This window comes from Mobiluncus curtisii subsp. curtisii ATCC 35241, from assembly GCF_000146285.1.
GTDB classification, from domain to species: domain Bacteria; phylum Actinomycetota; class Actinomycetes; order Actinomycetales; family Actinomycetaceae; genus Mobiluncus; species Mobiluncus curtisii.
In genome coordinates, this window is record NZ_GL385912.1 from 2,068,189 (window position 1) to 2,091,999 (window position 23,811).

The window sequence follows — 23,811 nt, forward strand, 5'->3', positions numbered from 1 at the left end:
GGTCTCGCCGTAAGTCTTTCACAGGTGAATGTAGGTATGAGCGTCCGGACCTTCCTTGTCGCGGAAACGCTGCCACGAGGCATGAATTTCTTTCTCGGCTTCTTCACGCCCGACCCAGTTAGCTCCCTCTACGGATTTGCCGGGTTCTAGGTCTTTGTAAACCTCAAAGAAGTGCTGGACTTCCAGGCGATGAAACTCCGAAACATCCTCCAGTTCCGTACGCCACGCCGCTCGCTGGTCAGTGGCGGGAACGCACAAGACTTTATCGTCACCGCCGTGCTCGTCAGTCATGCGGAACATCCCCAGTGCCCGGCACTTGATGACACAGCCGGGGAAGGTTGGCTCTTCCAACAAGACTAAGGCATCGAGCGGGTCGCCATCCAAACCAAGAGAATCATCGATGAAACCGTAGTCATCAGGGTAGCGAGTGGAGGTGAACAGCATTCGATCCAAAACGATACGCCCCGTCTCGTGATCGACTTCGTACTTGTTTCGGTTCCCCTTCGGAATCTCAATGGTCACATTGAACGTCAAAAAATCCTCAGCCATTATTTTCTTCGGCATCCTTACTTTTTGTGCCACCGGTGTCTCCGGATTGGCGTTACTTGGCATCGACGTCACCTGCTTTGGTGAACATCGCTGTAAACTATTGTGCCACACCCCACCCCAGAGCGACATCTTCTATACTAGATAGGGTTGTTTCCAGATATACGGACCGTGTGACAGGGGGTCGCGGTGCATACCAAAGGACGAGTAAGCGCTACGTTAATTGCTGGCGCCCTGGTTCTCGGCGGTGCTTACGTCGGCGCTGACGGGGCAGACCTAGTGCCCGGTTTTCTGACCTTCAAAGCACCGCTGCCGCGAGTAGCTCCTTTTCCTGATTCTCCTGCGCTGAGTCCCGAGCCAGCCGAGATTCCGCTCTTTGCCAAGTCCACTAATTTCGACGCCAATACGTATAAAGCCCTGGTGCGCGAGTTTGCCACCGATTACCGCCTCGCCAACGCAAAGCTATCGTTTTGGGTAGGCGACCGCGACGGTGTGGAACTGGCGTCTCATGAACCCCAAAGCGCGCTGACTGCCGCATCGACGACAAAACTGCTCACTGCGGTAGCGGCGCTGCACGAATTTGGTCCGGACGCACGGGCCCGCACGGTCGTGGCATGGGATAACGATAAACGCAAACTGTTTTTAATCGGCGGTGGAGACATGCTGCTGGGGGCAGGCGCGGACACACCGCGTTCCGTAAAAGGCTATGCCGGTCTGGATACTCTCGCAGCAGACACCATAGTGGCGCTTTCTGCCCAAACTCCGGGGAACACTAAACCGGCTGCCGGAGGTCCCCCGCCCTCCTCCGCGAAAAAATCTAAATCTGCGACCTCGAACTCACCGGCTTCTCGGGACAAATCACCCGCGGGCAGCCTATTGAATGGAAAGCCCTACACTTTGGTGCTGGACACCTCCTGGTTTGGCTCTCAAACTGCCTCTCCTTCTTGGCGCGACGGGGACGACCGCTGGGTTGGCCCCATTCAAGGCATGGCCATTAACACTGGGCTGGTCGATCCGAATGCTTACCGGGGGTACCAATCTGACCCAGCCGGGGTCGCGGGTCAGGCTTTCGCGCAAGCCTTAAGCCGTTTGGGTGGGGCTGGACCAGCCAAAGTCGAGGTAGGTAAATCGGGTCTGGCGTCAAAAGAGCTCCTTGATCCGCTCTCCCCCTTACCGAAAGTGAGTACCGAGGTTTCTGCCAGTCACGGTCCCGTTCCGATTGCTTACGCACAAGGGGCGCCGCTCGCCCAGGTGGAACGGCAAATGTTAAAGATTTCGGATAATACTTTAGCGGAGAGTCTCGGTCGACTGGTGGCACTGCACCGCAACGCGAAACCGACATTTGCAGGCTCGGGAGCAGCGGTCATGGATTCACTGCGAGAGTTGGGTGTGGACCTGGGCAAAACCGAGCTGAAGGGCTGTTCAGGGCTGGCTTATGAGACGCGGATTCCGGCGCGAGTCTTGGCAGACGTGGTACGGCTGACGACGAGTCGAGACCATCCCGAATTGCACTCGGTTACTGCCAATGTCCCCGTGGCAGGCGCAGATGGCACTTTGGAGCACACTTATCAGGGAACTCTGGCTGCAGGAGTCGTGCGTGGCAAAACCGGCACGTTAGCGATTACGAATTCGCTGGCAGGAACTTTCGTGCGCGATAACCAGGAGTTTATTTATGCCCTGGTCATCTCTGGTTACCCGGAGTCTCAAGGTGGTCCCAGTATTGAAGCTAAACAGATGTTCATCAACGGATTGCTCGGCGCGAAAACGTCTTTCTCGAAAGTTGACCCCAAGAGCCAACCTCCGGATTCTCCTCCTGGCGCTCCTGCCTCGTCGAGTCCAGACGCGTCCGCCGAGTAAAACCGCGCTGACCTGCGCTTTGAAATGTCGGTTTCGCATTTTGGTCGCGAGGTTGCTACAATCACAGCATGATTAAACGAATGCCTCGCTGACGTGCACGTCAGCCTCTAAACGTCCCGCGCCGCGTCCGGTGCTGAGCATTCGTATCTTTATGTTCCTGCGTGCCCGTCAGAGCCAAAATCTTTTGGGGACAAGTTTGTACAACCACAACTCACGCAAAGGAAACTACTATGTCTAAAACTACTATTGGACCCAACTGGGTCGACCACCCTGAATGGGGCTTCGATACACTGCAGATTCATGCCGGATATGCCGGCGATCCGACCACGGGCACGCAAACGGTGCCGATTTATGCCACGAACGCATTTCATTTTCCGAGTGCGGAGTCGGCAGCTGCCCGATTTGCTCTGCAGGAGCTGGGTCCCATTTATTCTCGCCTGGGTAATCCCACCAACGATGCTTTGGAAGCTCGGATTGCCGCGCTGGAAGGCGGTGTTGGGGCGATTGCGACCGGCTCGGGTCAAGCTGCCATTACGCTGACCATTTTGACTTTGGCTTCGAAGGGGCAAAATGTGGTGGCTTCAAACTCGATTTATGGGGGCACCTTTAACCTGTTGGGTCATACTTTGGATCGTCTCGGTATCGAGGTGCGTTTTGTTGACGATCCTCGCGACATTAGTCAGTGGACGGCCCGCACCGACGCGAACACGGCAGCTTACTATGGGGAGCTGGTGCCCAATCCACAGGGCGATGTGCTGGACCTGGAGCCTTTGGCTCAAGCCGCACATGCGGTCGGGATTCCACTCGTTGTCGACAATACGGTTCCCACCCCGTATCTGTGCCGTCCCATTGAGTTTGGGGCTGACATCGTGGTGCATTCCGCCACCAAGTACCTGGGCGGGCACGGTTCAGCCATGCTCGGTGTCGTGGTTGATTCCGGTCGGTTCGACTATGCTGCGGAAAAAGCGGCTCCACGTTTCCCCGGTTTCAACTCTCCTGATTCCTCTTATCATGGCGTTGTTTATGCCCGCGATTTCGGTGTACAGGGGTCCTTAGGGGCAAACTTGGCATTTATCTTGAAAGCACGAGTGGAAGGTCAGCGGGATCTCGGTTTTGTAGCCTCACCTTTCGCGGTGTGGACGGTAGGACTGGGTGTGGATACGCTGAGCCTACGGATGGAACGACACATTGCCAACACGCGTCAGGTCGCTGAATTCCTGGAGTCCCAAGTGGGCAAGGGCTTAGTAGAGACGGTGCGGTGGTCTTCGCTGCCTTCCTCTCCGTTCTATGCGCTGGCACAAAAATACACCCCAAAGGGCTGCGGTTCCCTGTTGAACTTTGATTTGGCAGGAGGTCTGGAAGCCGGTAAGGCGTTCATCAATTCCCTGGAATTGCTGGCGAATGTCGCAAATATCGGAGACGTACGTTCCTTAGCGGTTCACCCTGCCTCCACCACGCACGCTCAGCTGACTACAGCCGAGCTGTTAGCGCAGGGCATCACCCCCGGCACCGTCAGACTGTCGATTGGTATCGAAGCTCCTCGGGATATTTTGGCAGATATTGAACGCGGTCTGGCCGCGGCACAGCAGGTAAACGTCGCATAGTTAAATAATTCTCACTTACTTAGGAATACTGATGACTATCAAAGACCTCTATGCGGCTCCGCGTCCCGCGGTTTCGTCTCTCCCCGAGTCCGGCGCGACCTCGCGCCGGACCGGGTCGGGGCGAGACCTGCGAGTATCGTACGAGCTGTATCCGCCGCGTAACTCCCGCCTGACTTCCCAGGCATGGGCAGGAATAGACCGGCTGCTAGATTCTCGTCCCGATTATGTCTCCGTTACTTTTGGAACGAGCGGTACAACACCGGATGCTTCACAATCCGTCCTCTGGCACGCTTTGAAGCGTTCGGGACGCCCTGTCCTGGCGCACCTGACCTGTTTGGGGAAAACCCGAACGAAACTGGTGGGAATCATCCAGGACATGATGGACTTGGGAGTGCGTGATTTCCTCGCGTTGCGCGGAGATGAAGCTCCCGATAGTGCGTCAGGAGCAGCCGAGCCAAACGAATTTGACCGAGCGTTCCAACTTGTGCAGTTAATCAGGGAAGTTTCCGCTGATTATCTGGGGGATGCCCACGCCGTTAGCATCGCGGTGGCAGCTTATCCAGCGGGAAGTATCCAGACTCGCACGGATGCAGTTCAAGCCCTGGTGCAAAAGCAAGCGGCTGGCGCCGACTTTGCCATCACCCAAGTGTTTTACCAGGCTCGGGACTATGCCGAGCTAGTTCAATCAGCAACGTACCAAGGCGTGACGATACCCATCGTTCCGGGAATAATTCCGTTTACAGACATGCACCGCCTCCAACGACTCGAAGGTCTCACCGGGGTTCCAGTTCCGGAAAGGATTAAGAGCATAGCTAATATCTCTGATCCAGCCGAGCGAATCTTGGAGAGCTTAGGTGCCACTCTGAACTTCGTCAACGACCTCATTGAAGCCAATGCCCCCGGCATTCACTTCTATACCTTTAACCGCCCCCGACCGGTCTTGGACTTGGTGGAGCATCTCCGTTCACGCGGCTTTACCCACGTGGATCAGGAGGACTCCCAAGACTTGCTCGGTCTGATGAATGCCACCATGCACCGTATCTCTCCCTGAGTTTCCTCACCAAGAAAGCTCAGCGAGACAAATCGAATTTAATCAAAAATCACAAATTATGACCTATGGAAAGGACTGTCGAAAATGACTGAAAAGCAAACTTTTCCCGCCGCCACTGTAGCGGGATACCCGAGGATTGGCGCAAACCGCGAACTGAAGCGCAGCCTGGAACACTACTGGGGTCAAAAAATCGATCGCGCCACTTTTGATACCCAGATAAACCAGCAGTTAACGACCCGTATCGACCATCTCAAAGACTTGGGACTGACCGAACCGGGATCAAATCCCGGAGACTTTGTGCTCTATGACCAAGTATTGACCCTGACCTGCGCCCTGGGAGCAGTACCCCAGCGTTTTGGTAACTTGGTACGCCCCGACGGCTCTCTGGATGTGGACGGAGAGTTCACCCTGGCGCGGGGCGTCGATGATAAAGCTGCTTTGGAAATGACCAAATGGTTTGACACGAACTATCACTATCTGGTTCCCGAAATCGGTCCCTACACGCAGATTTCTGCCGTGGCTAACCCCTGGCTGGAACAAGTCAAGGTGGGGGGCAGCGCGCTGCGACCGGTCCTCATCGGTCCCGTTACCTATCTGTTGGGTGCAAAAGCGAGCGCGGACGCCCCGACCCATTTCCAGCCCTTGCAGCGATTGGACGCAGTGTTGGCTGGATTCGAGGTTTTCCTCAGCCAGTTCGCGGCAGCCGGGGTGACGTGGGTCCAGCTGGATGAGCCAGCTTTGGTGTGTGACACCTGGTCCACTTCCCGCGAGGAAGTGCTGGAGGTGGCTCGGAAAACTTACGAATTTTTGAGCAAACTGACCAATCGCCCGCAAATTTTTGTTAACGCTCCGTACGGACCACTGGGTCTCGATGGACTGAACGTGCTGACTGCCACCGACGTGGAAGCTATTGGTCTGGATTTGGTAGCCGGTCCCGTGCCCAGCCCTGCTGACCTTAAGACTATCGGCGACAAGACCCTGGTGGCGGGCATCGTGTCCGGTCGCAACGTGTGGCGCACCGACTTGCGGCAGGCTCTCGCGACTTTACAGGCGATTCACCAGGTCGTCCCTAATCTCAGCGTGTCCACCTCCACGTCGCTGCAGCATGTTCCACACGATGCGGCGGTAGAGACGTCCCTGGACCCACAAGTGCGTTCCTGGTTGGCTTTTGCGGACCAAAAAATTGCCGAGGTACAGACCTTGGCGCGTGGTTTGGCAGATCCCAATTCTATTACCGCTGAGCTGGCAGAAAATGCCGAAATCTTGGCTTCTCGAGCTAACCATCCGGGAGTAAAGCGTGCCGAGGTGCGTCAGGCTACCGCGGCCGTGACGGTGGCAGACCGGACTCGTGACCCGTATCCGCAGCGTTTGGCGGCACAAGCGGAGATTCTGCAGTTGCCCCTGCTGCCCACCACTACGATTGGTTCTTTCCCACAAACCACCGAGATTCGACAGGCTCGCGCCGCATTCCGCCGCCACGAAATCGACGAGGCGCAATATGACGAGGAAATCCGCAATGAGATTGCTCGGGTCGTAAAGCTGCAGGAAGATCTCGGTTTGGACGTTTTGGTACACGGAGAAGCTGAACGTAACGACATGGTGCAGTTCTTTGCCGAAAACTTGGAGGGCTTCGCCACCACGGAACATGGCTGGGTGCAGTCCTACGGTTCACGTTGCACTCGCCCTTCGATTCTGTGGGGAGATGTCACGCGTTCTCACCCCATTACGGTCGAATGGTCTACCTATGCTCAATCTCTCACCACAAAGCCGATGAAAGGAATGCTGACCGGTCCTGTCACCATCATGGCGTGGTCTTTCGTCCGTGATGATGAGTCTCGGGCGGAGGTCGCAGATCAACTGGGGTTGGCGCTGCGAGACGAAATCGCTGACCTCAACGCTGCCGGCATTAAGATCGTGCAGGTCGACGAACCAGCGATTCGCGAACTGTTGCCATTGCGGGCAGCCGGACGAGAACAATATTTGCAATGGTCGGTGGGGGCATTCCGCCTCGCCACCGGCGGGGCTCCCAAAGAGCTGCAAATCCACACCCACTTGTGTTATTCCGAGTTCAATGTGGTGGTAGATGCAATCGATCACCTGGATGCGGACGTCACCTCGATTGAAGCCAGCCGCTCAAAGATGGACATTTTGCCGGCGGTGCACGAGCACGGTTTCGAGCGTGGGTTAGGACCGGGGATTTGGGACATTCACTCACCCCGAGTGCCTAAACTTGATGAGGAAGTCGGACTGTTGGAAAAGGCCGTTGCCGCTTTGGATCCGCAGCAAGTTTGGGTCAACCCGGACTGCGGGTTAAAGACCCGCGCTTATGCGGAAACAGTCGCCACCTTAGAGAACTTGGTCGGGGCGGCGAAGGCGGTGCGAGCGAAGCTCGAAGCCTGAACCTGCACACCGGAGAGCCGAGGATAGCGATGCCAGAGACGAATGAGTTGTTACCTGTCAGTGGGGCTTGGAAACCTACTGACCCCAAGGGAAATCGTCAGTTTGCAGCCCTGGGGATGCTGAAGCTCGAGAGCGGATCGACTCTGCCGGGTGCCCGGCTCGCTTTTGAGACTTTCGGCACATTGAACGCTGACAAATCCAACGCTATCCTCATCGATCACGCGCTCACCGGAGATTCTCATGTCTACGGCGCAGCCGGGCCGGGTCACGTCACTCCTGGATGGTGGAACGAGGTGGTCGGGCCTGGTGCCGCGGTAGATACGGACCGATGGTTTGTGGTTTGCCCCAACGTGTTAGGAGGGTGTCAAGGTTCGACCGGTCCTGCCACTTTGGCACCGAACGGGCGTGCTTGGGGGTCGCGTTTTCCCCTGTTGACGACTCGCGATCAGGTGGCGGCAGAAAAAATCCTCATGAATCAGCTCGGCATTCCCCACTGGTTTGCCGTCATTGGTTGCTCCCATGGGGGGCATCGGGCTCTGGAGTGGGCAGTGACCTATCCCGAACAGGTGGAGCGGCTGGTGGCAGTAGCTACCGGCTGCGCCACCACTGCCGAACAAGCTGCTTGGTGCCATGTCCAGATGCATGTGCTGGAACTGGACACGAATTTTCACAACGGCGACTATTACGATAATCCTCCTTGTCAGGGACCATTCCGTGGGTTAGCTTTAGCCCGGGAGGTCGCGCATACTACCTACCGTTGCCCCAAGGAACTGCAGGAGCGGTTCGGACGCGATCCGGGATACCAGGAAGATCCCCTTTCGGGAGGTCGCTTGGCGGTGCAGTCTTATCTGGACCATCACGGAGTGAAATTGGCAAAACGCTTCGATGCTGGGTCCTATCGGGTGTTGACTCGCTCGATGCTGACGCACGACGTAGGGCGGGGCCGAGGCGGTTTAGAAGTTGCACTTTCCCAGGTACAGGCTCGTGTTCTGGCACTGGGAGTAGACTCTGACCGGCTCTTTTACCCCTCTCAAACGCAACAGTTGGCTCGATTGACCCGGCGCAGCCAGGCGGTCATTATTCATTCCGATTCCGGGCATGATGGCTTCTTGATTGAGAATGATGCGGTCGGTCAGGCAATCGGTGAGTTCCTCACCACCGAGGACACCACCATTGGCTGCTGAGGGACTGATTCCATCAGGAACCTGAGTGGGACAGGTTTCAAATTTGTTATTCCTGCCCGGAAAACCTTGAAAATTCAGTCATTTCTGCGTCACGAATCGTCACACACGTTAGAATTTAAGGATGCGATACCTTCCTGACGTACTGGGTCCTGGGTTCGAGGCTGCGAAACTTCAGTTGGAACCCGATCAGATTTCTCCACGCACAGCCACGTTGGTGCGCTATATTCCCTCGAAGGATCCAAAATCACAGCTGCCCGATCGAGTAGTACCGGTAAATGTGAAACCCGGTGGGGGTCCTAACCAGGGCAGCTTCCGGATTCTCCCGCCACCAGCCAGCCCCCAACAGCATACCGAGGGCTACGTTTCCAATTCCGACATATCGGCTCAATGGGACAGCTCATCAACCCGAAATCTGGATTACCTTCAGGATTACCTCAGCTCAGAGCTGCGAGGGCGCGAAATCCAAGTCGAAACAGAACTTGACGCGGTGTCGGCTCCCCGTTTTATCGCCGTGTACGTTCACGGCTGGAATGACTATTTTTATCAAGCTCATCTGGCGCGGATGATGGCGCGTCTGGGAGCCGCATTTTACGGTCTTGACCTGCATCGTTACGGTCGGAATATGCCACCCTGGTCCGGTTTAGTTTCGTTTAACTGTTACGAGGATGATTACGCCTCTTATGACTGTGAGATAGATTGGGCTATCGCTACAGCTCGCCAGGAACACCCTGATTTGCCGGTAGTTGTGATGGGGCATTCCAATGGGGGTGCCGTAGTTTCCGGGTGGGCTTCGCGTCACCACGATGCCTATGACGGTCTCATCTTTATTTCGCCCTGGGTGGTACATGACATATCCGGAATTCCTGCCGGGAATACGGTCCGTAGCTTCATCGCGAAATATCTAAAGAAGCTGCATATCCCCATGCTGGGACCAGGGTCTACGGTTTACCAAGACTCTTTGGTGGGATACCGCACTATTGGTTCGCCGCTGCCTCGCCGCCTAGTTCCATTTCGCAATGATCCGGCGGTGTGCGGTTGGACCACAAACTCGCGTTGGCGCATGAGCAGCGGGACTCCCCTTTTGTTTGGTTGGCTTTCCGCTATCCTGAGCACCCAGCAGTGGCTGGTCGATTATGCGCGTTTTTCTGACCAACCTGTACTCTGCTTGACGGCAGCGCATGACCCGGATGATTTTTACCAGCCGGAGATTGCTCGGATTGACAAGCTCATCGCTCAGAGGTGGAAGTCTCTTGGGCTTTCACCGCGCCGTCAGAACCTGTTGAAACATCAGCTATATCTGTCAACCATGTCAAGGTTAACTAGCGGTAGCAGCAAAGCTTTAGAGATGGAAAACCCCTATAAAACTGCGCTGGTAGGCTGGACCGAAGCGGCACGTCACATTGACACGGTGTTGAATGGAAATCTCATCGCAGATCGAATCAATACCCTTTACGGTCGAGTGGGCAGCGGATTAACGCTGCGACAAATGTCCGGTTTACATGATTTAACTCTGTCCCAGCCTTTGGAACGGGCAGAGTTTTTCGCGGAAGTGGCAGCTTGGATTTCTCATTCTGGCATCCTTAACAAATAAGCAAATCTTCCTTTAAATGCTTACTACCTGCGATGATACGCTTATTCTAAAGCTGTCTGAGAGGTCAACTACCACGATGGCGACGCTGCGGGACGCTCCTGGTGTCCACGTTTCCCGGTGTGCCAGACCCTGGCGCAAAATTGGTGCCGGGCTCTTTATAGAACCCGGCACCAAATGCTTTTTATTTAGATGCGACGTTGAGGATTACTCAACACCCTGTGTTGCGGACTCGTCCCACTTCAGATGTTCTGCAGCGGCACGACCCGCCTCGAGACGTGCCACGGGCACCCGGAACGGCGAACAGGACACGTAATCCAATCCGACCTTGTGGAAGAAGTGAATCGAAGTCGGATCACCACCGTGCTCACCACAAATACCCATCGGCAGATTCGGCTTGGTGGACCGTCCGCGCTTTACGCCCTCGGCGACAACGCGACCCACCCCGTGAGTGTCGATAGATTCAAACGGGGAGACCCCAAAGATTCCGGCTTCTACATACTGCGGGAAGAACACGCCTTCCACATCGTCACGGCTGAATCCCCAGGTAGTTTGAGTCAGGTCGTTGGTGCCGAAGCTAAAGAATTCGGCTTCCTTGGCGATGGTTTCGGCAGTCATGGCGGCACGCGGCAGCTCAATCATGCAACCGACCGGAACGTTAAAGGTGACACCGTATTCCTTTTGAACCTGAGCAATGATTTCCTCAGCTTCATCGCGGACCAACTGGAGCTCGCGGATGGAACCAATCAACGGAACCATAATCTCCGGATGGGGATCCAAGCCGTCCTTCTTTAGTTCGCAAGCCGCCGAGACCAGCGCCTTCATCTGCATCTTAAACAAGCCCGGCAGGTAAATGCCCAAGCGAACCCCGCGCAGACCCAGCATCGGGTTTTCTTCATGCATCCGACGCACCGCCTCCAGCATGTGCTGGTCTTCCTCCGAGAGCGATTCGCCCTGAGCTTTTGCCACCGCGTTCTTAATCTCCAGAGTCGTCAAGTCCGGCAGGAACTCGTGCAGCGGCGGGTCAATCAAACGAACGGTCATATGCTTGCCGTCCATGATCTTCAGCATTTCCTTGAAATCGCCCTTTTGCAATGGCTCCAAGGCATCCAGGGCACGCTGACGTTCATCGGACCCTTCCGGAGAGAGAATGAGCTTTTCTACCAGGGGACGACGGTCGCCCAGGAACATGTGCTCAGTACGGCACAAACCGATGCCTTCTGCACCGAAATCCAAGGCCCGCTGCGTGTCTGCCGGGGTGTCCGCGTTGGTGCGCACCACCAGGCGACGAACCTCATCCGCATGAGTCATCAGGCGGTCGACTGCCCTAATCAAGTCCTTTTCATCTTCGCTGTCTGAGGCGTCCAGACCGGCCTGCAAACCGTGAGAAAGGTAAGTGGTCACCGGAGAATCCTGCACCGGAACCGCACCAAGGAATACCTCGCCAGTACCACCGTCGATGGAAATCTCGTCACCTTCGTGCAGGACGGTGTCCCCCACGGTCGCGGTCTTGGCAGCTTGGTCAACCACGATGGTTTCTGCCCCGACCACACAGGTCTTGCCCATGCCGCGAGCCACCACTGCGGCGTGAGAAGTCTTGCCGCCACGGCTGGTCAACACGCCTGCCGCTGCGACCATGCCCCGCAAGTCATCGGGGTTCGTCTCGCGACGCACCAGGATACACGGCACCCCAGCGTTAGCGGAAGCCTCGGCAGCGTCGTTATCGAACACAATCTTGCCCACCGCGGCACCGGGGGATGCTGCCATCCCCTTGGTGAACACCTCTGGTTTGCCAGACATGTCAAACATCGGGAACATCAGGTTTTGCAGCTGTTCGCCGGTGACCCGCAGTAGGGCTTCGTCGGTGGTAATCAAGCCTTCATCAACCAGCTGCGTAGCGATTCGGAAAGCCGCTGCCGGGGTACGTTTACCCACGCGCACCTGCAGCATCCACAGTTTGCCGCGTTCGATGGTGAACTCAATATCACACATGTCCTCGTAGTGAGTTTCGAGCTTCCGCATGATACCCAACAGTTCGTCATAGGACTTTTTATCGTGTCCCTCCAGGTCTTTCAGGGTTTCGGTGTTGCGGATACCCGCCACGACGTCCTCACCCTGGGCATTCATCAGAATGTCTCCGTACACCCCCGGACGACCCGAGGAGGGGTCACGGGTAAAGCACACCCCGGTGCCGGAATCTGCGCCCATGTTGCCAAACACCATGGTCACGATATTGACGGCGGTACCCAAATCGTGGGGAATCCGTTCCCGGCGACGGTAGATGCGGGCGCGTTCCGAGTTCCAGGAACGGAACACGGCTTCAATCGCCATGTCCATCTGGGTGCGCGGATCTTGGGGGAACGGCTTACCGGTTTGCTCTTTAACGATTTCTTTGAACTGCGCGGTGAGTTCTTTCAGGTCACTGGCATTCAAATCCGTGTCTGCCTTAGCTCCACGGTTCTTTTTCATGTTATCCAGCGCATCAGAGAACAGGTCGCCGTCGATGTCTTGCACGGTCTTACCGAACATTTGAATCAAGCGGCGGTACGAGTCCCAAGCGAAACGGTCGTTGCCAGCAATCTTAGCCAGACCTTCTACGGATTTATCGTTTAGACCGACGTTCAAAACTGTTTCCATCATGCCGGGCATAGAGAACTTTGCGCCGGAACGCACCGACACCAACAATGGATCCTCAGCCGCACCCAACTCGCGACCAACGGTCTCTTCCACCTCACGCAAAGCCTTGGTGACCTGCACGGTAGTTTCCTCGGGGACTTTACCTTCCTTTAGGTAAGCCCGGCAAGCATCGGTGGTAATCGTAAATCCGGGGGGAACCGGCAACCCGAGGTTGCTCATCTCCGCCAGGTTTGCACCCTTGCCACCCAACAGGTCTTTTTGATCCTTATTGCCTTCTGCAAAACGGTAAACGAATTTGGGCATGTGTTAAGCCTCCAACTTTTTCGAACTATCTGCGCACCACGCGCCAGAACTATCCTAGCAATATTTCCGCCCTCACTCACACCGTGCATTCTCGTCACTTCACGGGTTTTTGCCAGGTTTCAAGCCCCTTACCGCGTGACGTTCCACGGTTCAATCGTCTCCCCTTTCGTGGTGCAAAAGGGAGGGAACTCCGGTACGCAGCGCAGGTTCCCCTTCCCCGTGAAAAACGAGCGCGGAACCTGCTGAATATGAAAGGAACAGAGGTGGGAGAGTTTGTAGCGGGCTTACTCCGCCACTGCCAGGACTGTCCAAACCCGCCCCTGAGAGTCAGTCAACAGATAGACCGGCATGTCCAGGATGGAGCCGTCCTTTTGTCTGACTGGTTGACTGACCAGCCGGGCACTCACCAAGTCGATTCGACCATCAATCTTGGTGGGCAGACCCTTCTGGTTATGCACATCCAAAGGACCGTACTTCGGATTGTTGAGACGCTCCACTGCCTGAGCCTCAGAAATAACCTTGTACTCGCCAATCTTCGTTTCCTTACCCAAGTTGGCTCGAATCGAAGCCACCCCAGCTTCCGAAACTACAGCTTTCCAGCTTTGGGTTGAGGATTGACCAGGCATCTTCACCGGAACAGTTACCGTGGTCAGACCATCTTTCTGGCTGGCTCCTGCCGAGCGGCTCATCACGGTAGCTCCCAGAGAAGCCGCAACTTTCTCAACTTGGGCGATAGCGTTTTGGGGAGAGGGCGCGTTTCCTGCCACTTTCATGACACAAGGAGTTGGTCCCGGAGACGGGTTCTGCGTCGCCTGCGGTTCAACGGTCTCTATGGGCGAATTCCCGGAAGGATCCGTGGTTTGGTTTACGACCAGCAGGACTTGCAGCTGACCAACCTCGACCACTGCGCCAGGTACGTTAACGTTATCTGCGGTGTCAACGTTTTGCGTAGCTCCCTTGGTGGCGGGATGACTTGGTTCTGGAATTTCCGGGCGTACCGCCGGAGGAACAGTTTCCGTCGGCGTCTCGGTCGGGGTTGGAGTCCACTTCGGGGTCGGCGCCACGCTCGGTTCAGTCGGTTCACCAGGTTCCAGCGGCGTGGAGCCGGGAGCGGTCGAAGTGCTCGGAGCTGGAGAGCTATTGGAGCTAGCGCCAGAGTTCTCGGTCGGATTCTTGGTCGCGTCAGGGTTCGGCAGTTCTACGTTGCCATCTCCAGGTTTCACCGGTACGCATTCCATCCGCACCGCCGAGGGGTTATCAAAAGTCAGAGAAGTCAGCTGACCCACAGTGACCGTCAAGGTCGCCCCCTTGGTATCCGTGACCGTGAATCCGGCGCCGTTCTTTTTAACGGAGCCTCTCATGCCCAAAGAGTTCGCGACTTTCTGGACTTGATCAGCAGAAACACTGGCTCCTTTCCCGACACGCAAAATCGGGGCTTTAGTTGGAACGGTAGAAAAATGACCCGCCGCTACGAACTCGACATCGCCGACATTTTCCAAACGTTCACTGGCTCCGGGCACTACAATCTCGGAGCCCGCGGCAGTAATACGCGGTCCGTCTGCAATCACCACGCCGTCGTCTGAAATGGGCACGGCGCCACGTTCATCGGGGGAAAGCGCACTCCATCCCGTAAAACCGACCACTGTTGCCGCCGCCGCCGCGCCCAAGCCAACCAGCCAGTTACGACGCACTGCCAGCGTGTGCCGGCGCACCGCCAGAGAAACAACTTCCGCTACCGGAGTTTGGGTATCCGCAGTCTCCGTCGCAACCACATGCGCGGGTGGCTGCGCTGCAAAAGTCAAACCTTCAGATTCCATCTGGGCGGAAACTTTGGCGCGCAACGAGTCTAAATCAACGGGCAGGTTCCAGGCAGGGTCGAGTGAGCGCAGAGCCTCCAGCCCGCTCATCTCGACTTTGTGGTTGTCCACTTCCTGGTCCTTCTCCTGTACGGCAATCGTTGTGATTACCGAATTTCGTCGTTCATATCAATAAAAGTTTTAGCTGGTCGAAACCGTCCTCAGGCCCGGCACAGTTTCGACCTTGCAACATATACATGTAACCTGCCTGGCGTTTCTTACACTTCCCTAAGAAGTATTATTTTCAATCGCTTCCTCCAGCCGTTTCCGCGCTCGTGATAAGGCTGCATCCGCTGCCGAGCGACTCACTCCCAAATATTGTGCCAAGGCATTGCCGCTCAAGCCTTCCCAGGCGACCGCGAGGATGATTTCTCGGTCTCTTTCGCTGAGACTCAGCAGGGCGGCTCGCATGCCCTGGTCCTCCACGACGAGTTGGGCAGGGTCGGAAAAATCGGTAGAGTCCAGGCTTTCTTGGTTATCCCCCATCGGTAGGGACTTCTTTTTGCGATACCAGTTAGCCAAGGTCAAGCCCGCGGTTTTGTACAGCCAGGGCAGTTCGGCGCCGTCGGGGACTTCGGCTTTTTTCCTCCACATCACGGTAAAGACTTCTGCTGCCAAATCCTCAGCGTCACTGTAGGCTCCACGACGATAGAGGAATCTCACTATAGCCGTGCCGTGTTCCGCAAATACTCGCTCAAACCACTGTTCATCGTGGCTGGCGGTGGACATAGATTCGGCCTCTCCCTTGACGCGACGCAACAAATATGACTCTTATGAATATACCCCGTAACGGGCTCAACCATGAACCCATAACGACTCTGTTTCAGAAAGGATGACTTCCGGAGAGGGGTTAAACTCTTCGCGGGTCTGCTAAGGCAGACCCGCGAAGTTGTCTATGGTGCTTATGCCGCCGGCTCTTTATCCGGAGAATCATCCGCTTCCCGAGCTGCCAATTCGGCTTCACGAATGGTCGCTGCGGTCACGTCTTCGAGCTTGCGGCGCTGTTGAGCTCGACCTTCGGGCAGCCCGTCCGAGCCGGTAAATGTGAATTCGGCGTCGTCAGTGAACTCCCAATCCGTCCCATTCACCTTGTCTGCAGACTCGTGCTTGATGAACCTCGGTTCGACGTCTACCGTTACGGTCTGTCCTTCGCCCAGCTCAGAGAACAAAATCTTTTCGGACAGAACGTCCTCAATTTCGCGCTGCACCGCCCGACGCAACGGGCGAGCTCCCAACGTCTTGTCGAAGCCCTTGTGCGCCAGCAAAGCTCGCGCCGCGGGAGTAATCTGCAAAGCCATGCCCTGATCCAGCATCCGGTCATCGAGCTTGGCGATCATCAGGTCAACAATCTGCAGGATTTCGCCCTTTTCAAGCTGCGGGAACACCACGATTTCGTCCACCCGGTTGAGGAACTCGGGACGGAAGTGCTGTTTCAGTTCTTCCTGAACCTTGCCCTTCATCCGCTGATAGTCCGTGGCTAACTCGCCGCTGGCTTGGAAACCAGTCAGCACGCCCTTGTTGATTTCACGGGTACCGAGGTTCGTGGTCATGATGATGATGGTGTTCTTAAAGTCGACCAGGCGTCCTTGCGAGTCCGTGAGGTGTCCCTCTTCCAACACCTGCAACAGGCTGTTAAAGATATCCGGGTGTGCCTTTTCCACTTCGTCGAACAGCACGACGCTAAAGGGCTTGCGGCGCACCTTTTCGGTGAGCTGACCGCCCTCGTCATAGCCGACGTAGCCCGGAGGCGAGCCGAACAGTCGGGATGCTGTATGCTTTTCCGAAAATTCGGACATATCCAGCTGTACCAGGGCGTTTTCGTCACCAAAGAGGAATTCTGCCAGAGCTTTGGCGAGCTCGGTCTTGCCCACCCCGGTGGGTCCGGCAAACACGAACGAGCCACCGGGTCGCTTCGGGTCTTTCAAACCGGCGCGGGTCCGGCGGATGGACTGGGACACTGCCTTGACCGCTTCGTCTTGCCCGATAATGCGCTTGTGCAGTTCGTCTTCCATCCGCAGCAGTTTCGAGGACTCTGCCTGCGTGAGTTTGAACACCGGAATGCCGGTGGACATCGCCAAGACCTCGGCGATTTGCTCCTCGTCAACCACCGATTCAGAGGTGTCTTCGCCCTGGCGCCACTGGGATTCCTTCGCTGCGCGTTCTTCCGTCAGATGCTTTTCCTCGTCACGCAGCTGGGCAGCCTTTTCAAAATCTTGGGCATCAATGGCAGCCTCTTTGGCTTGACGGGTCTTGGCGATTTTTTCGTCGACTTCCTTCAGCTCTGGCGGCGCCGTCATGCGCTTAATCCGCAAACGCGCTCCAGCTTCGTCAACCAGGTCAATTGCCTTATCCGGTAAGAACCGGTCAGATACGTAACGATCCGCCAGCTGCGCCGCGGCAGCGAGAGCCGCGTCAGTAATCATGACTCGGTGATGCGACTCGTAACGGTCCCGCAACCCCTTGAGGATGGCAACGGTTTCTTCCACGCTGGGTTCTTCGACCTTGACCGGCTGGAAACGTCGTTCCAGAGCCGAGTCCTTTTCGATGTACTTGCGGTACTCCTCGATGGTGGTGGCGCCGATGGTCTGTAACTCACCGCGAGCCAGCATCGGTTTCAAAATGGAGGCAGCGTCAATCGCGCCCTCCGCTGCGCCCGCACCGACCAGGGTATGAATCTCGTCGATGAACAAGATGATGTCCCCACGGGTGCGGATTTCCTTCAGCACCTTCTTGAGACGTTCCTCAAAATCACCACGGTAGCGCGAACCCGCCACCAAGGAACCCATATCCAGAGAATAAAGCTGTTTATCTTTCAAAGTCTCCGGGACGTCTCCGCGGACAATACTCTGGGCCAGACCTTCCACCACGGCGGTTTTACCCACTCCCGGTTCACCAACCAAGACCGGATTGTTCTTGGTGCGCCGGGACAAGATTTGCATGACGCGTTCCATTTCCTTGGTGCGTCCAATGACCGGGTCAAGTTTGGACTCCCGCGCCGCCTGGGTGAGGTTGCGTCCGAACTGGTCCAGGATTGCCGAGTTACCCCCCGCGTTGGGGTTATCGGCACGACCGCCACCGACGCCCACAGTATCGCGACCGCTCTGTTGAGACTGACCGCCCTGGTATCCAGACAGCAGTTCGATAACGGTCTGGCGCACATTGTTCAGGTCAGCACCGAGTTTGATGAGGACTTGGGCGGCGACCCCGTCGCCTTCCCGCAACAACCCCAGCAGTATGTGTTCGGTACCGATGTAGTTATGCCCTAACTGCAACGCCTCACGCATAGAAAATTCCAGCACCTTGCGGGCTCGCGGGGTAAAGGGAATATGACCGGTAGTGGGCTGCTCTCCCTCACCGATAATCTCAATCACCTGAGCGCGCACAGCCTCTAGCGAGATACCCATCGTTTCCAAAGCTCGCGCCGCGATGCCATCACCCTCATGGATTAGTCCCAGCAGCAGGTGTTCGGTGCCGATATAGTTTTGGTTCAGCCGGCGGGCTTCGTCTTGGGCTAACACCACCACCCGGCGGGCTCGGTCGGTAAATCTTTCAAACATACGCACTCCCTTTAATACTCGCTACCAATTTATGCCCCCGTGCCGTGAAAACGCGACTGTGTTCACTACCGGCTAACTCACACTTCCAACAGAATCGTGAACGGTCCGTCATTGGTGAAGCTCACTTTCATGTCAGCCCCGAAAATTCCGCGTTCCACTCGCATCCCCTGATCCTGCAGCGCGGCTCCCACCGCGTCGACCAGCGGTTGCGCCACTTCTCCCGGTGCTGCCGCCACCCACGAAGGTCGATTGCCCTTGCGCGCGTCTCCATAGAGCGTGAATTGGCTAATCAGCAGCACCGGCAGCCCCAACTGGACCGCGGAAGCTTCCGCACCACGCGCTTGTGAAAGTTTCTCAGACCCCCCAGCCGCATCATAGGCACCCGGAGCGTCAAAAATACGCAGATTCGCAATCTTGCGCGCCATTTTTTCGACCTGCGCGTCTCCGTCCGTGTGAGTTACCCCTAACAGGACCACCAGTCCCGGTCCCGTAAATTCGCCGGTGACCTCACCGTTAACTACACATTTTGCGCCGTTAACACGCTGAATTACTGCTCGCATCGATTTTCCTTTCCGATTTGCGTCGCCGTCTCGTTCTGTCTGTTCCGGGTTCACCAGGGCGTTGGGGGACGTTGCCCCATTCCTCGCGAGTTATTGCCGCGTCGGCGCCACGAAGCCACGGCGGGACGTACATCTGCCAAGTACACAGCCGGAATTATCAGAGCCATCATCACGCCAAATAAACCTACGTAACCGTTGGGCGTTATCCCCAAGAAGGAAATCACCAGTGCCAGCAGGTTCAGCAAAGCCCAAAAGTTGCGGGTCCGTTTGCCTTCAGTCGGAAAAGCCTGGGCGGGGGTAGTCAGGGTGTGGAGCAAGGCATACAGGCTCATTCCCACCACAATCAGGACCAATCCCAGCACCAGAAACGTTTGCACCGAGTTTATCGCCGCGAAAATATCCGACATTTTATTTTTTCCTCGCTCTCAAACCTAGTAAACCGCTTAGCTTGCTGTCGTCCAGGCGTCGCGGGTTGTCCCCGCTGGGGTCCACGATGACGCTTTGTGCCGCACGCGTTCCCTCCACCAGCAGTATTTCCGCGGGATTAACCTGGCGTTTTAGCAAACCCAGACCGATTTGACCGTCTGTGGGGTGATAAGCCACGGAGGTCAACACCCCGACTTCGGAGCCGTCAGATTCCAAGGTGAGAGGAGAACCTATGGCAGGGAGTTCCTCGCGGGACCCATCTATATCCAAAAACGTGAGGCGGCGCGGGGGACGACCCCGATTGGTCAGCTTCGCCACGGTTTCTTGACCGGGATAGCAGCCCTTTTGCAAACTGACAGCGACCCGCAGCCAGTCCAATTCATGAGGGAGGGTCCCCGGTTTGCCCTCGCGCCCCAGGCGGGGGTGCCATAGGGAGATTCTTACGGCTTCCCAAGCGCCTAAGTCTGCTTTCATCAGGGCGTTCGTTGCCGCCTTTGCTTCGAGAGCCGGCAGGTCAGGATGCGAAACTACCGCCAGTTCACGGTGGGGTGCGGCAGGGTCGTCCGCCGGGTGGCTCGCGCCGGGAATGGTGAATGTGGTCGTGTTTCCCACCGGACCGGGCCAGGGATCAGTCCAGGTCACGCGCGCCTGCTCACTCCAAAATTGGGCTGCCAAAGAGTCCTTGTCCCCGGTTTTCAGATAGCCTATGACGGTAAAGTCTGCGCTCACGTCGGCGATTTCCACACGGGAACGGAACCGCATCGACTGGAAAAACTCGACGGCACCTCGCGGTTCTTCGGTCAGAATCCATACGTTAGTGCCATCGTCTACCGCGAAAAAACTCAACTCGATATGTCCGGTGGGGTCGAGAATGAGGGCTTCTCGTGACGAGGCAGTCTCCCAGTTGGAAAAATCTTGGGTACTGACAGAGTTCAGCCACGTCCAGCGATCTGTCCCGGAAACTTTCAGCACTCCCAAGGGAATCGTGACATAGCCACGCCCTTCGAGCAGTTCCAGCCCGTGATTCCAGCCCGTGTCTGTGACCATCCCCGGCCAACTTCGGTCAACGCTCGGATAGGTGACTTGCATTTTTACCCCCTATTTACAGTTTGGGCGCGAACCTGGGAACATTCCTCAAGCAAGTGTAGGACCCTCCCCCACTAAAAGCCGCGCCAGAATATAGAGCGGCACCGCCGCTGCGAGAACGGGAATGAAAGCTTGGCTGACCGCGGCCGAAACTGTTGATGGAGCCAGGTCGCCACTAAAAAGTACCGTCAGTGACGCGAACGCAATTCCGAACACGACCCCCAGCAGCAGCCCGGAAACCAAAGCCACGGTCAAGCTGGGAAGGTGTCCCCCCGCAAAAAGCACCATCTGATCCCGCGAAGTTCCTTCCATCACGAGGATGGCTGCCCCGGCTGCCAAACCAAAAATTACCGAGAACAGGATTCCTGTAAAGACTCTCCATTTCAACTGCCAATTGGCGCTCATCGCCATGCCGATGCATCCCCCGATGAGAGTGACCGCGCCGGGCACCAGCAGGAAATACCACAGTGTTTCCGCTTCTAGCATGACCCAAGCCCCCGCGGTGGAGACGATGAGTATTCCGGTCACATTGCCCGCCACTGAGCTCAACAAATCTGTCCGGGGGCGACGCAGCATTTCAACGATGAAAGCCCCCATGACGCCCAAGCCCACGACTTCTGCCACTATCGAGAAATCTCCAAAGATTCTTCCCATCAGTACAGCCAACACCCCAAAGGTAGTCAACAGAATGAAAGAGGCTCGGGGGGCGGGAAGATGCGCCAAATGCGCCCAGCCGAAGGCGAAACACGCTACCGCGATAACCCCTGCCACGGTCAAGAAATCCGCAGGGAGCACAAAAATGAGGGACATACCCAAAGCCGCGAGGGCGGTGATGATTTCCGGATGCGCACAGATGACCCGCCCGATTAGGGACTCCGGAACTTTCGGCAGCTTTTCAATCTGTTCTGCCTGGTGTTCCTCCCGACGCACGCGACGCGTAATTTTTACCGTATTGGTCAGGGAGGGGTCCGGCTTTTCCGCGTGAGGCTGGGAAGTCATGCTCTGATTCTCTCATAAGTTTGGGAGCTGCCAGGAACGCGCCTGTTCTGGCGTTCCTCTGGGGTTAAACTCTGAAGGCTCCGACAAGCGGAGCCTTCAACGACACCGAAACCGTAAAGCGCCTGTCGGCGCGAAGGCCGCTCGTAGCGGCAGTATATGGAGCCCGGGGCTTCTACGGACATCGATGTCTTGTATTTAAGTTACCACACCTGCGATACCTTGTCTCCGGTTTTAACGAAAAAAACTTTTAATCTCCCCTTTAACCTGACAAACCTTCTGGTAATGACCCGAATTAACCTGTCTTTGCCCTAAAACTTACCCTGTTTTTACAATGTAGGTCTCAACCAGATAGAGTAAACGAGACCGACATAACACGATTCGCTAGAACTGTTGCAACTGGTTCTCAGGCTAGTCAGGTTTTGCCGAATCCATCACTAAGAAGGGTGAAAAATGGGTCTGTTCAATCGCGCCAAAGATGAGGGATTTTTCGAGCAGCTCACCGAAATTGCCAACAACCTGATTGAGGGCACCGATATCTTGGCAAAATTGATGTCGCTCCCGACTGCGCAGCGCGATGGGGTGCGCAACGATTTACACGCGGTCGAGAATTCTTCTGATGATTTGACCCACGAGTTCATGAACAAAATTAACCAGACTTTCGTCACGCCTCTGGATCGCGATGATCTCAGCGAATTGGCTTACCGTCTGGACGATTGCATGGACTTAGTAGACGAAGCTGGAAATCTCATTGTGGTCTATCAGCTGCAAGAAATTCCCGAATGCTTGCATAAACAGGCAGCCATCCTCCAAAAGTGCGCCAAGGTTACGGCTTCCGCCATGCCACGCCTGAAAACCTTGGATGAACTGCGCGAATACTGGGTGGAAGTCAACCGCTTAGAGAATCAAGCCGACCAGATTTATATGCATTGCTTGTCCGATATTGTGAATCACAATCCTGACCCGATAGCGGTCATCAAGCTGAAAGACGTCACCGAACGGCTTGAGGATGCTTGCGATGCTTTCGAGCATCTAGCTGCTCTGGTTGAGGGCATTGCGATAAAGGAATCTTGAGGGTGCTCCCCGATGGATATTTCTCTGCTACTGGTCGTTCTCGTCGTTGTCATCGCAGTTGTCTTTGATTTCACCAATGGTTTCCACGATGCTGCCAACGCTATTGCCACCGCAATTTCCACACGAGCCTGGGCGCCGCGCACTGCCCTAGCGATGGCTGCGGTCATGAACCTGGTGGGATCTCTGCTGGGGACTGAGGTGGCGAAAACTATCGGTTCCGGAATCATCGACATGTCCGGATATGCCACGGCTGTTTCTCACGCCGAGAGAGCCCACGGTCTGTTGATTATTCTCGGGGGTCTCATCGGGGCGATTTGTTGGAACATCATCACCTGGTACTTTGGGCTGCCGTCATCGTCCTCGCACGCACTGATTGGTGGTCTGGCAGGGGCTGGCTTGGCAGCGGGAGTCACGGTGAATTGGTCGACAATCACTTCCCACGTTTTGATTCCGATGGTGGTTTCCCCACTGATTGGTTTCACTTTCGCGTATGTGCTGATGAGCTTGGTGATGATGTTCATGAAGAACCTGGCTTATCGTCGGACCATGCGCAAATTCCGGGTCGGTCAAAAGTTCTCTTCCGCGGCGCTCGCTCTGGGTCACGGCTTGCAGGATGCACAAAAGACCATGGGGGTCATTTTCATCGCTCTGGTTGCTTCCGGTCATGTTGACTTGGATGATCCCATTCCTCTGTGGGTCAAGTTTGCGGCGGCTATCGCCATTGCCGCCGGCACTTTCGTGGGCGGGTTTCGCATCATGAAGACCTTGGGTTCTCGGGTGATTCATGTCAATCCGGCTAACGGTTTTGTCTCCGAGACAGTTGCCGCGGGTGTGCTGTACTTTACCGCGTTTATCTGGCACGCCCCGATTTCCACTACGCATACCGTGACCACCGCCATCATGGGAGTGGGCGCGACTCGCAGGCTTTCCGCAGTCCGCTGGGGAACCGCAGGAAACATCGTGGTGGCTTGGGTGCTGACTCTTCCCGCTGCTGCCGTGGTCGCTGCCGCGGTCTACAGCCTGTTGGAATTCCTGCTGCGAATCTAGGCAGCGCACCATCTCCCTCCGCGCGCCGAGCGAACACAA

At 56.1% G+C, this 23,811-nt stretch carries 17 protein-coding genes; 8 read left to right on the forward strand and 9 right to left on the reverse strand.

The window, feature by feature from the left end; all coding sequences use genetic code 11:
- Positions 1 to 18: 18 nt before the first annotated feature.
- Positions 19 to 564 (reverse strand): inorganic diphosphatase, encoded by a 546-nt coding sequence (locus HMPREF0574_RS08910; RefSeq protein ID WP_081439163.1) that lies wholly within the window; start codon positions 562 to 564, stop codon positions 19 to 21.
- A gap of 171 nt (positions 565 to 735) precedes the next feature.
- Here HMPREF0574_RS08910 and HMPREF0574_RS08915 point away from each other — a divergent pair, with 171 nt between their 5' ends.
- The 6 genes from HMPREF0574_RS08915 (at position 736) to HMPREF0574_RS08940 (ending at position 10,233) form a co-directional block, all read left to right on the forward strand.
- Entirely contained in the window at positions 736 to 2,403 is a 1,668-nt protein-coding gene (locus HMPREF0574_RS08915; RefSeq protein WP_004008423.1) for a D-alanyl-D-alanine carboxypeptidase/D-alanyl-D-alanine-endopeptidase, read from the forward strand.
- Between the two features lie 230 nt (positions 2,404 to 2,633).
- Positions 2,634 to 4,007: an O-acetylhomoserine aminocarboxypropyltransferase/cysteine synthase family protein gene (locus tag HMPREF0574_RS08920; RefSeq protein WP_004008424.1), complete on the forward strand. Its 1,374-nt coding sequence runs from the start codon at positions 2,634 to 2,636 to the stop codon at positions 4,005 to 4,007.
- Between the two features lie 31 nt (positions 4,008 to 4,038).
- On the forward strand, positions 4,039 to 5,058 hold the full coding sequence (locus HMPREF0574_RS08925; RefSeq protein ID WP_004008425.1) for a methylenetetrahydrofolate reductase: 1,020 nt from the start codon (positions 4,039 to 4,041) through the stop codon (positions 5,056 to 5,058).
- Between the two features lie 84 nt (positions 5,059 to 5,142).
- Positions 5,143 to 7,458 carry a 5-methyltetrahydropteroyltriglutamate--homocysteine S-methyltransferase gene (metE, locus tag HMPREF0574_RS08930; RefSeq protein WP_004008426.1) on the forward strand — a complete coding sequence of 772 codons (2,316 nt, stop codon included), beginning with the start codon at positions 5,143 to 5,145 and terminating at the stop codon, positions 7,456 to 7,458.
- A gap of 29 nt (positions 7,459 to 7,487) precedes the next feature.
- Positions 7,488 to 8,642: a homoserine O-acetyltransferase MetX gene (gene metX / locus HMPREF0574_RS08935; protein WP_004008427.1), complete on the forward strand. Its 1,155-nt coding sequence runs from the start codon at positions 7,488 to 7,490 to the stop codon at positions 8,640 to 8,642.
- A gap of 121 nt (positions 8,643 to 8,763) precedes the next feature.
- A complete protein-coding gene (locus tag HMPREF0574_RS08940) occupies positions 8,764 to 10,233 on the forward strand; it encodes an alpha/beta hydrolase (RefSeq protein WP_004008428.1) in 1,470 nt (489 codons plus the stop codon).
- A gap of 204 nt (positions 10,234 to 10,437) precedes the next feature.
- Here the strand turns inward: HMPREF0574_RS08940 and ppdK are convergent, their stop codons facing one another.
- The 8 genes from ppdK to HMPREF0574_RS08980 form a co-directional block, all read right to left on the reverse strand.
- The gene (gene ppdK, locus HMPREF0574_RS08945; RefSeq protein ID WP_004008429.1) at positions 10,438 to 13,170 is read right to left on the reverse strand and encodes a pyruvate, phosphate dikinase; all 2,733 of its coding nucleotides are present in this window, start codon (positions 13,168 to 13,170) and stop codon (positions 10,438 to 10,440) included.
- A gap of 284 nt (positions 13,171 to 13,454) precedes the next feature.
- On the reverse strand, positions 13,455 to 15,098 hold the full coding sequence (locus tag HMPREF0574_RS08950; RefSeq protein WP_004008430.1) for a hypothetical protein: 1,644 nt from the start codon (positions 15,096 to 15,098) through the stop codon (positions 13,455 to 13,457).
- Positions 15,099 to 15,254: 156 nt separating this feature from the next.
- Positions 15,255 to 15,755 (reverse strand): RNA polymerase sigma factor, encoded by a 501-nt coding sequence (locus tag HMPREF0574_RS08955; RefSeq protein WP_004008431.1) that lies wholly within the window; start codon positions 15,753 to 15,755, stop codon positions 15,255 to 15,257.
- A gap of 173 nt (positions 15,756 to 15,928) precedes the next feature.
- Positions 15,929 to 18,583, reverse strand: a complete 2,655-nt coding sequence (locus tag HMPREF0574_RS08960; protein WP_004008432.1) for an ATP-dependent Clp protease ATP-binding subunit — start codon at positions 18,581 to 18,583, stop codon at positions 15,929 to 15,931.
- 77 nt (positions 18,584 to 18,660) lie between these two features.
- Complete coding sequence (gene dtd / locus HMPREF0574_RS08965; protein ID WP_036325108.1) at positions 18,661 to 19,143, reverse strand: D-aminoacyl-tRNA deacylase; 483 nt, start codon at positions 19,141 to 19,143, stop codon at positions 18,661 to 18,663.
- A 50-nt stretch (positions 19,144 to 19,193) separates the two neighbouring features.
- A complete protein-coding gene (locus HMPREF0574_RS08970; protein WP_004008434.1) occupies positions 19,194 to 19,550 on the reverse strand; it encodes a DUF2516 family protein in 357 nt (118 codons plus the stop codon).
- Between the two features lies 1 nt (position 19,551).
- Complete coding sequence (gene ygfZ / locus HMPREF0574_RS08975; protein ID WP_004008435.1) at positions 19,552 to 20,616, reverse strand: CAF17-like 4Fe-4S cluster assembly/insertion protein YgfZ; 1,065 nt, start codon at positions 20,614 to 20,616, stop codon at positions 19,552 to 19,554.
- Positions 20,617 to 20,703: 87 nt separating this feature from the next.
- Positions 20,704 to 21,654: a hypothetical protein gene (locus HMPREF0574_RS08980; protein ID WP_004008436.1), complete on the reverse strand. Its 951-nt coding sequence runs from the start codon at positions 21,652 to 21,654 to the stop codon at positions 20,704 to 20,706.
- 450 nt (positions 21,655 to 22,104) lie between these two features.
- Here HMPREF0574_RS08980 and HMPREF0574_RS08985 point away from each other — a divergent pair, with 450 nt between their 5' ends.
- Entirely contained in the window at positions 22,105 to 22,725 is a 621-nt protein-coding gene (locus HMPREF0574_RS08985) for a DUF47 domain-containing protein (protein ID WP_004008437.1), read from the forward strand.
- A gap of 12 nt (positions 22,726 to 22,737) precedes the next feature.
- Positions 22,738 to 23,772 (forward strand): inorganic phosphate transporter, encoded by a 1,035-nt coding sequence (locus tag HMPREF0574_RS08990; RefSeq protein WP_004008438.1) that lies wholly within the window; start codon positions 22,738 to 22,740, stop codon positions 23,770 to 23,772.
- Positions 23,773 to 23,811: the final 39 nt, after the last annotated feature.

What these genes read in the sequence shown, in the direction of transcription:
- HMPREF0574_RS08910 (WP_081439163.1), bottom strand. Translation starts at nt 564, where the DNA reads ATGCCGAAGAAAATAATGGCTGAGGATTTTTTGACGTTCAATGTGACC.
- HMPREF0574_RS08920 (WP_004008424.1), top strand. Translation starts at nt 2,634, where the DNA reads ATGTCTAAAACTACTATTGGACCCAACTGGGTCGACCACCCTGAATGG.
- HMPREF0574_RS08925 (WP_004008425.1), top strand. Translation starts at nt 4,039, where the DNA reads ATGACTATCAAAGACCTCTATGCGGCTCCGCGTCCCGCGGTTTCGTCT.
- metE (WP_004008426.1), top strand. Translation starts at nt 5,143, where the DNA reads ATGACTGAAAAGCAAACTTTTCCCGCCGCCACTGTAGCGGGATACCCG.
- metX (WP_004008427.1), top strand. Translation starts at nt 7,488, where the DNA reads ATGCCAGAGACGAATGAGTTGTTACCTGTCAGTGGGGCTTGGAAACCT.
- HMPREF0574_RS08940 (WP_004008428.1), top strand. Translation starts at nt 8,764, where the DNA reads ATGCGATACCTTCCTGACGTACTGGGTCCTGGGTTCGAGGCTGCGAAA.
- ppdK (WP_004008429.1), bottom strand. Translation starts at nt 13,170, where the DNA reads ATGCCCAAATTCGTTTACCGTTTTGCAGAAGGCAATAAGGATCAAAAA.
- HMPREF0574_RS08955 (WP_004008431.1), bottom strand. Translation starts at nt 15,755, where the DNA reads ATGTCCACCGCCAGCCACGATGAACAGTGGTTTGAGCGAGTATTTGCG.
- HMPREF0574_RS08960 (WP_004008432.1), bottom strand. Translation starts at nt 18,583, where the DNA reads ATGTTTGAAAGATTTACCGACCGAGCCCGCCGGGTGGTGGTGTTAGCC.
- dtd (WP_036325108.1), bottom strand. Translation starts at nt 19,143, where the DNA reads ATGCGAGCAGTAATTCAGCGTGTTAACGGCGCAAAATGTGTAGTTAAC.
- HMPREF0574_RS08970 (WP_004008434.1), bottom strand. Translation starts at nt 19,550, where the DNA reads ATGTCGGATATTTTCGCGGCGATAAACTCGGTGCAAACGTTTCTGGTG.
- ygfZ (WP_004008435.1), bottom strand. Translation starts at nt 20,616, where the DNA reads ATGGTCACAGACACGGGCTGGAATCACGGGCTGGAACTGCTCGAAGGG.
- HMPREF0574_RS08980 (WP_004008436.1), bottom strand. Translation starts at nt 21,654, where the DNA reads ATGACTTCCCAGCCTCACGCGGAAAAGCCGGACCCCTCCCTGACCAAT.
- HMPREF0574_RS08985 (WP_004008437.1), top strand. Translation starts at nt 22,105, where the DNA reads ATGGGTCTGTTCAATCGCGCCAAAGATGAGGGATTTTTCGAGCAGCTC.
- HMPREF0574_RS08990 (WP_004008438.1), top strand. Translation starts at nt 22,738, where the DNA reads ATGGATATTTCTCTGCTACTGGTCGTTCTCGTCGTTGTCATCGCAGTT.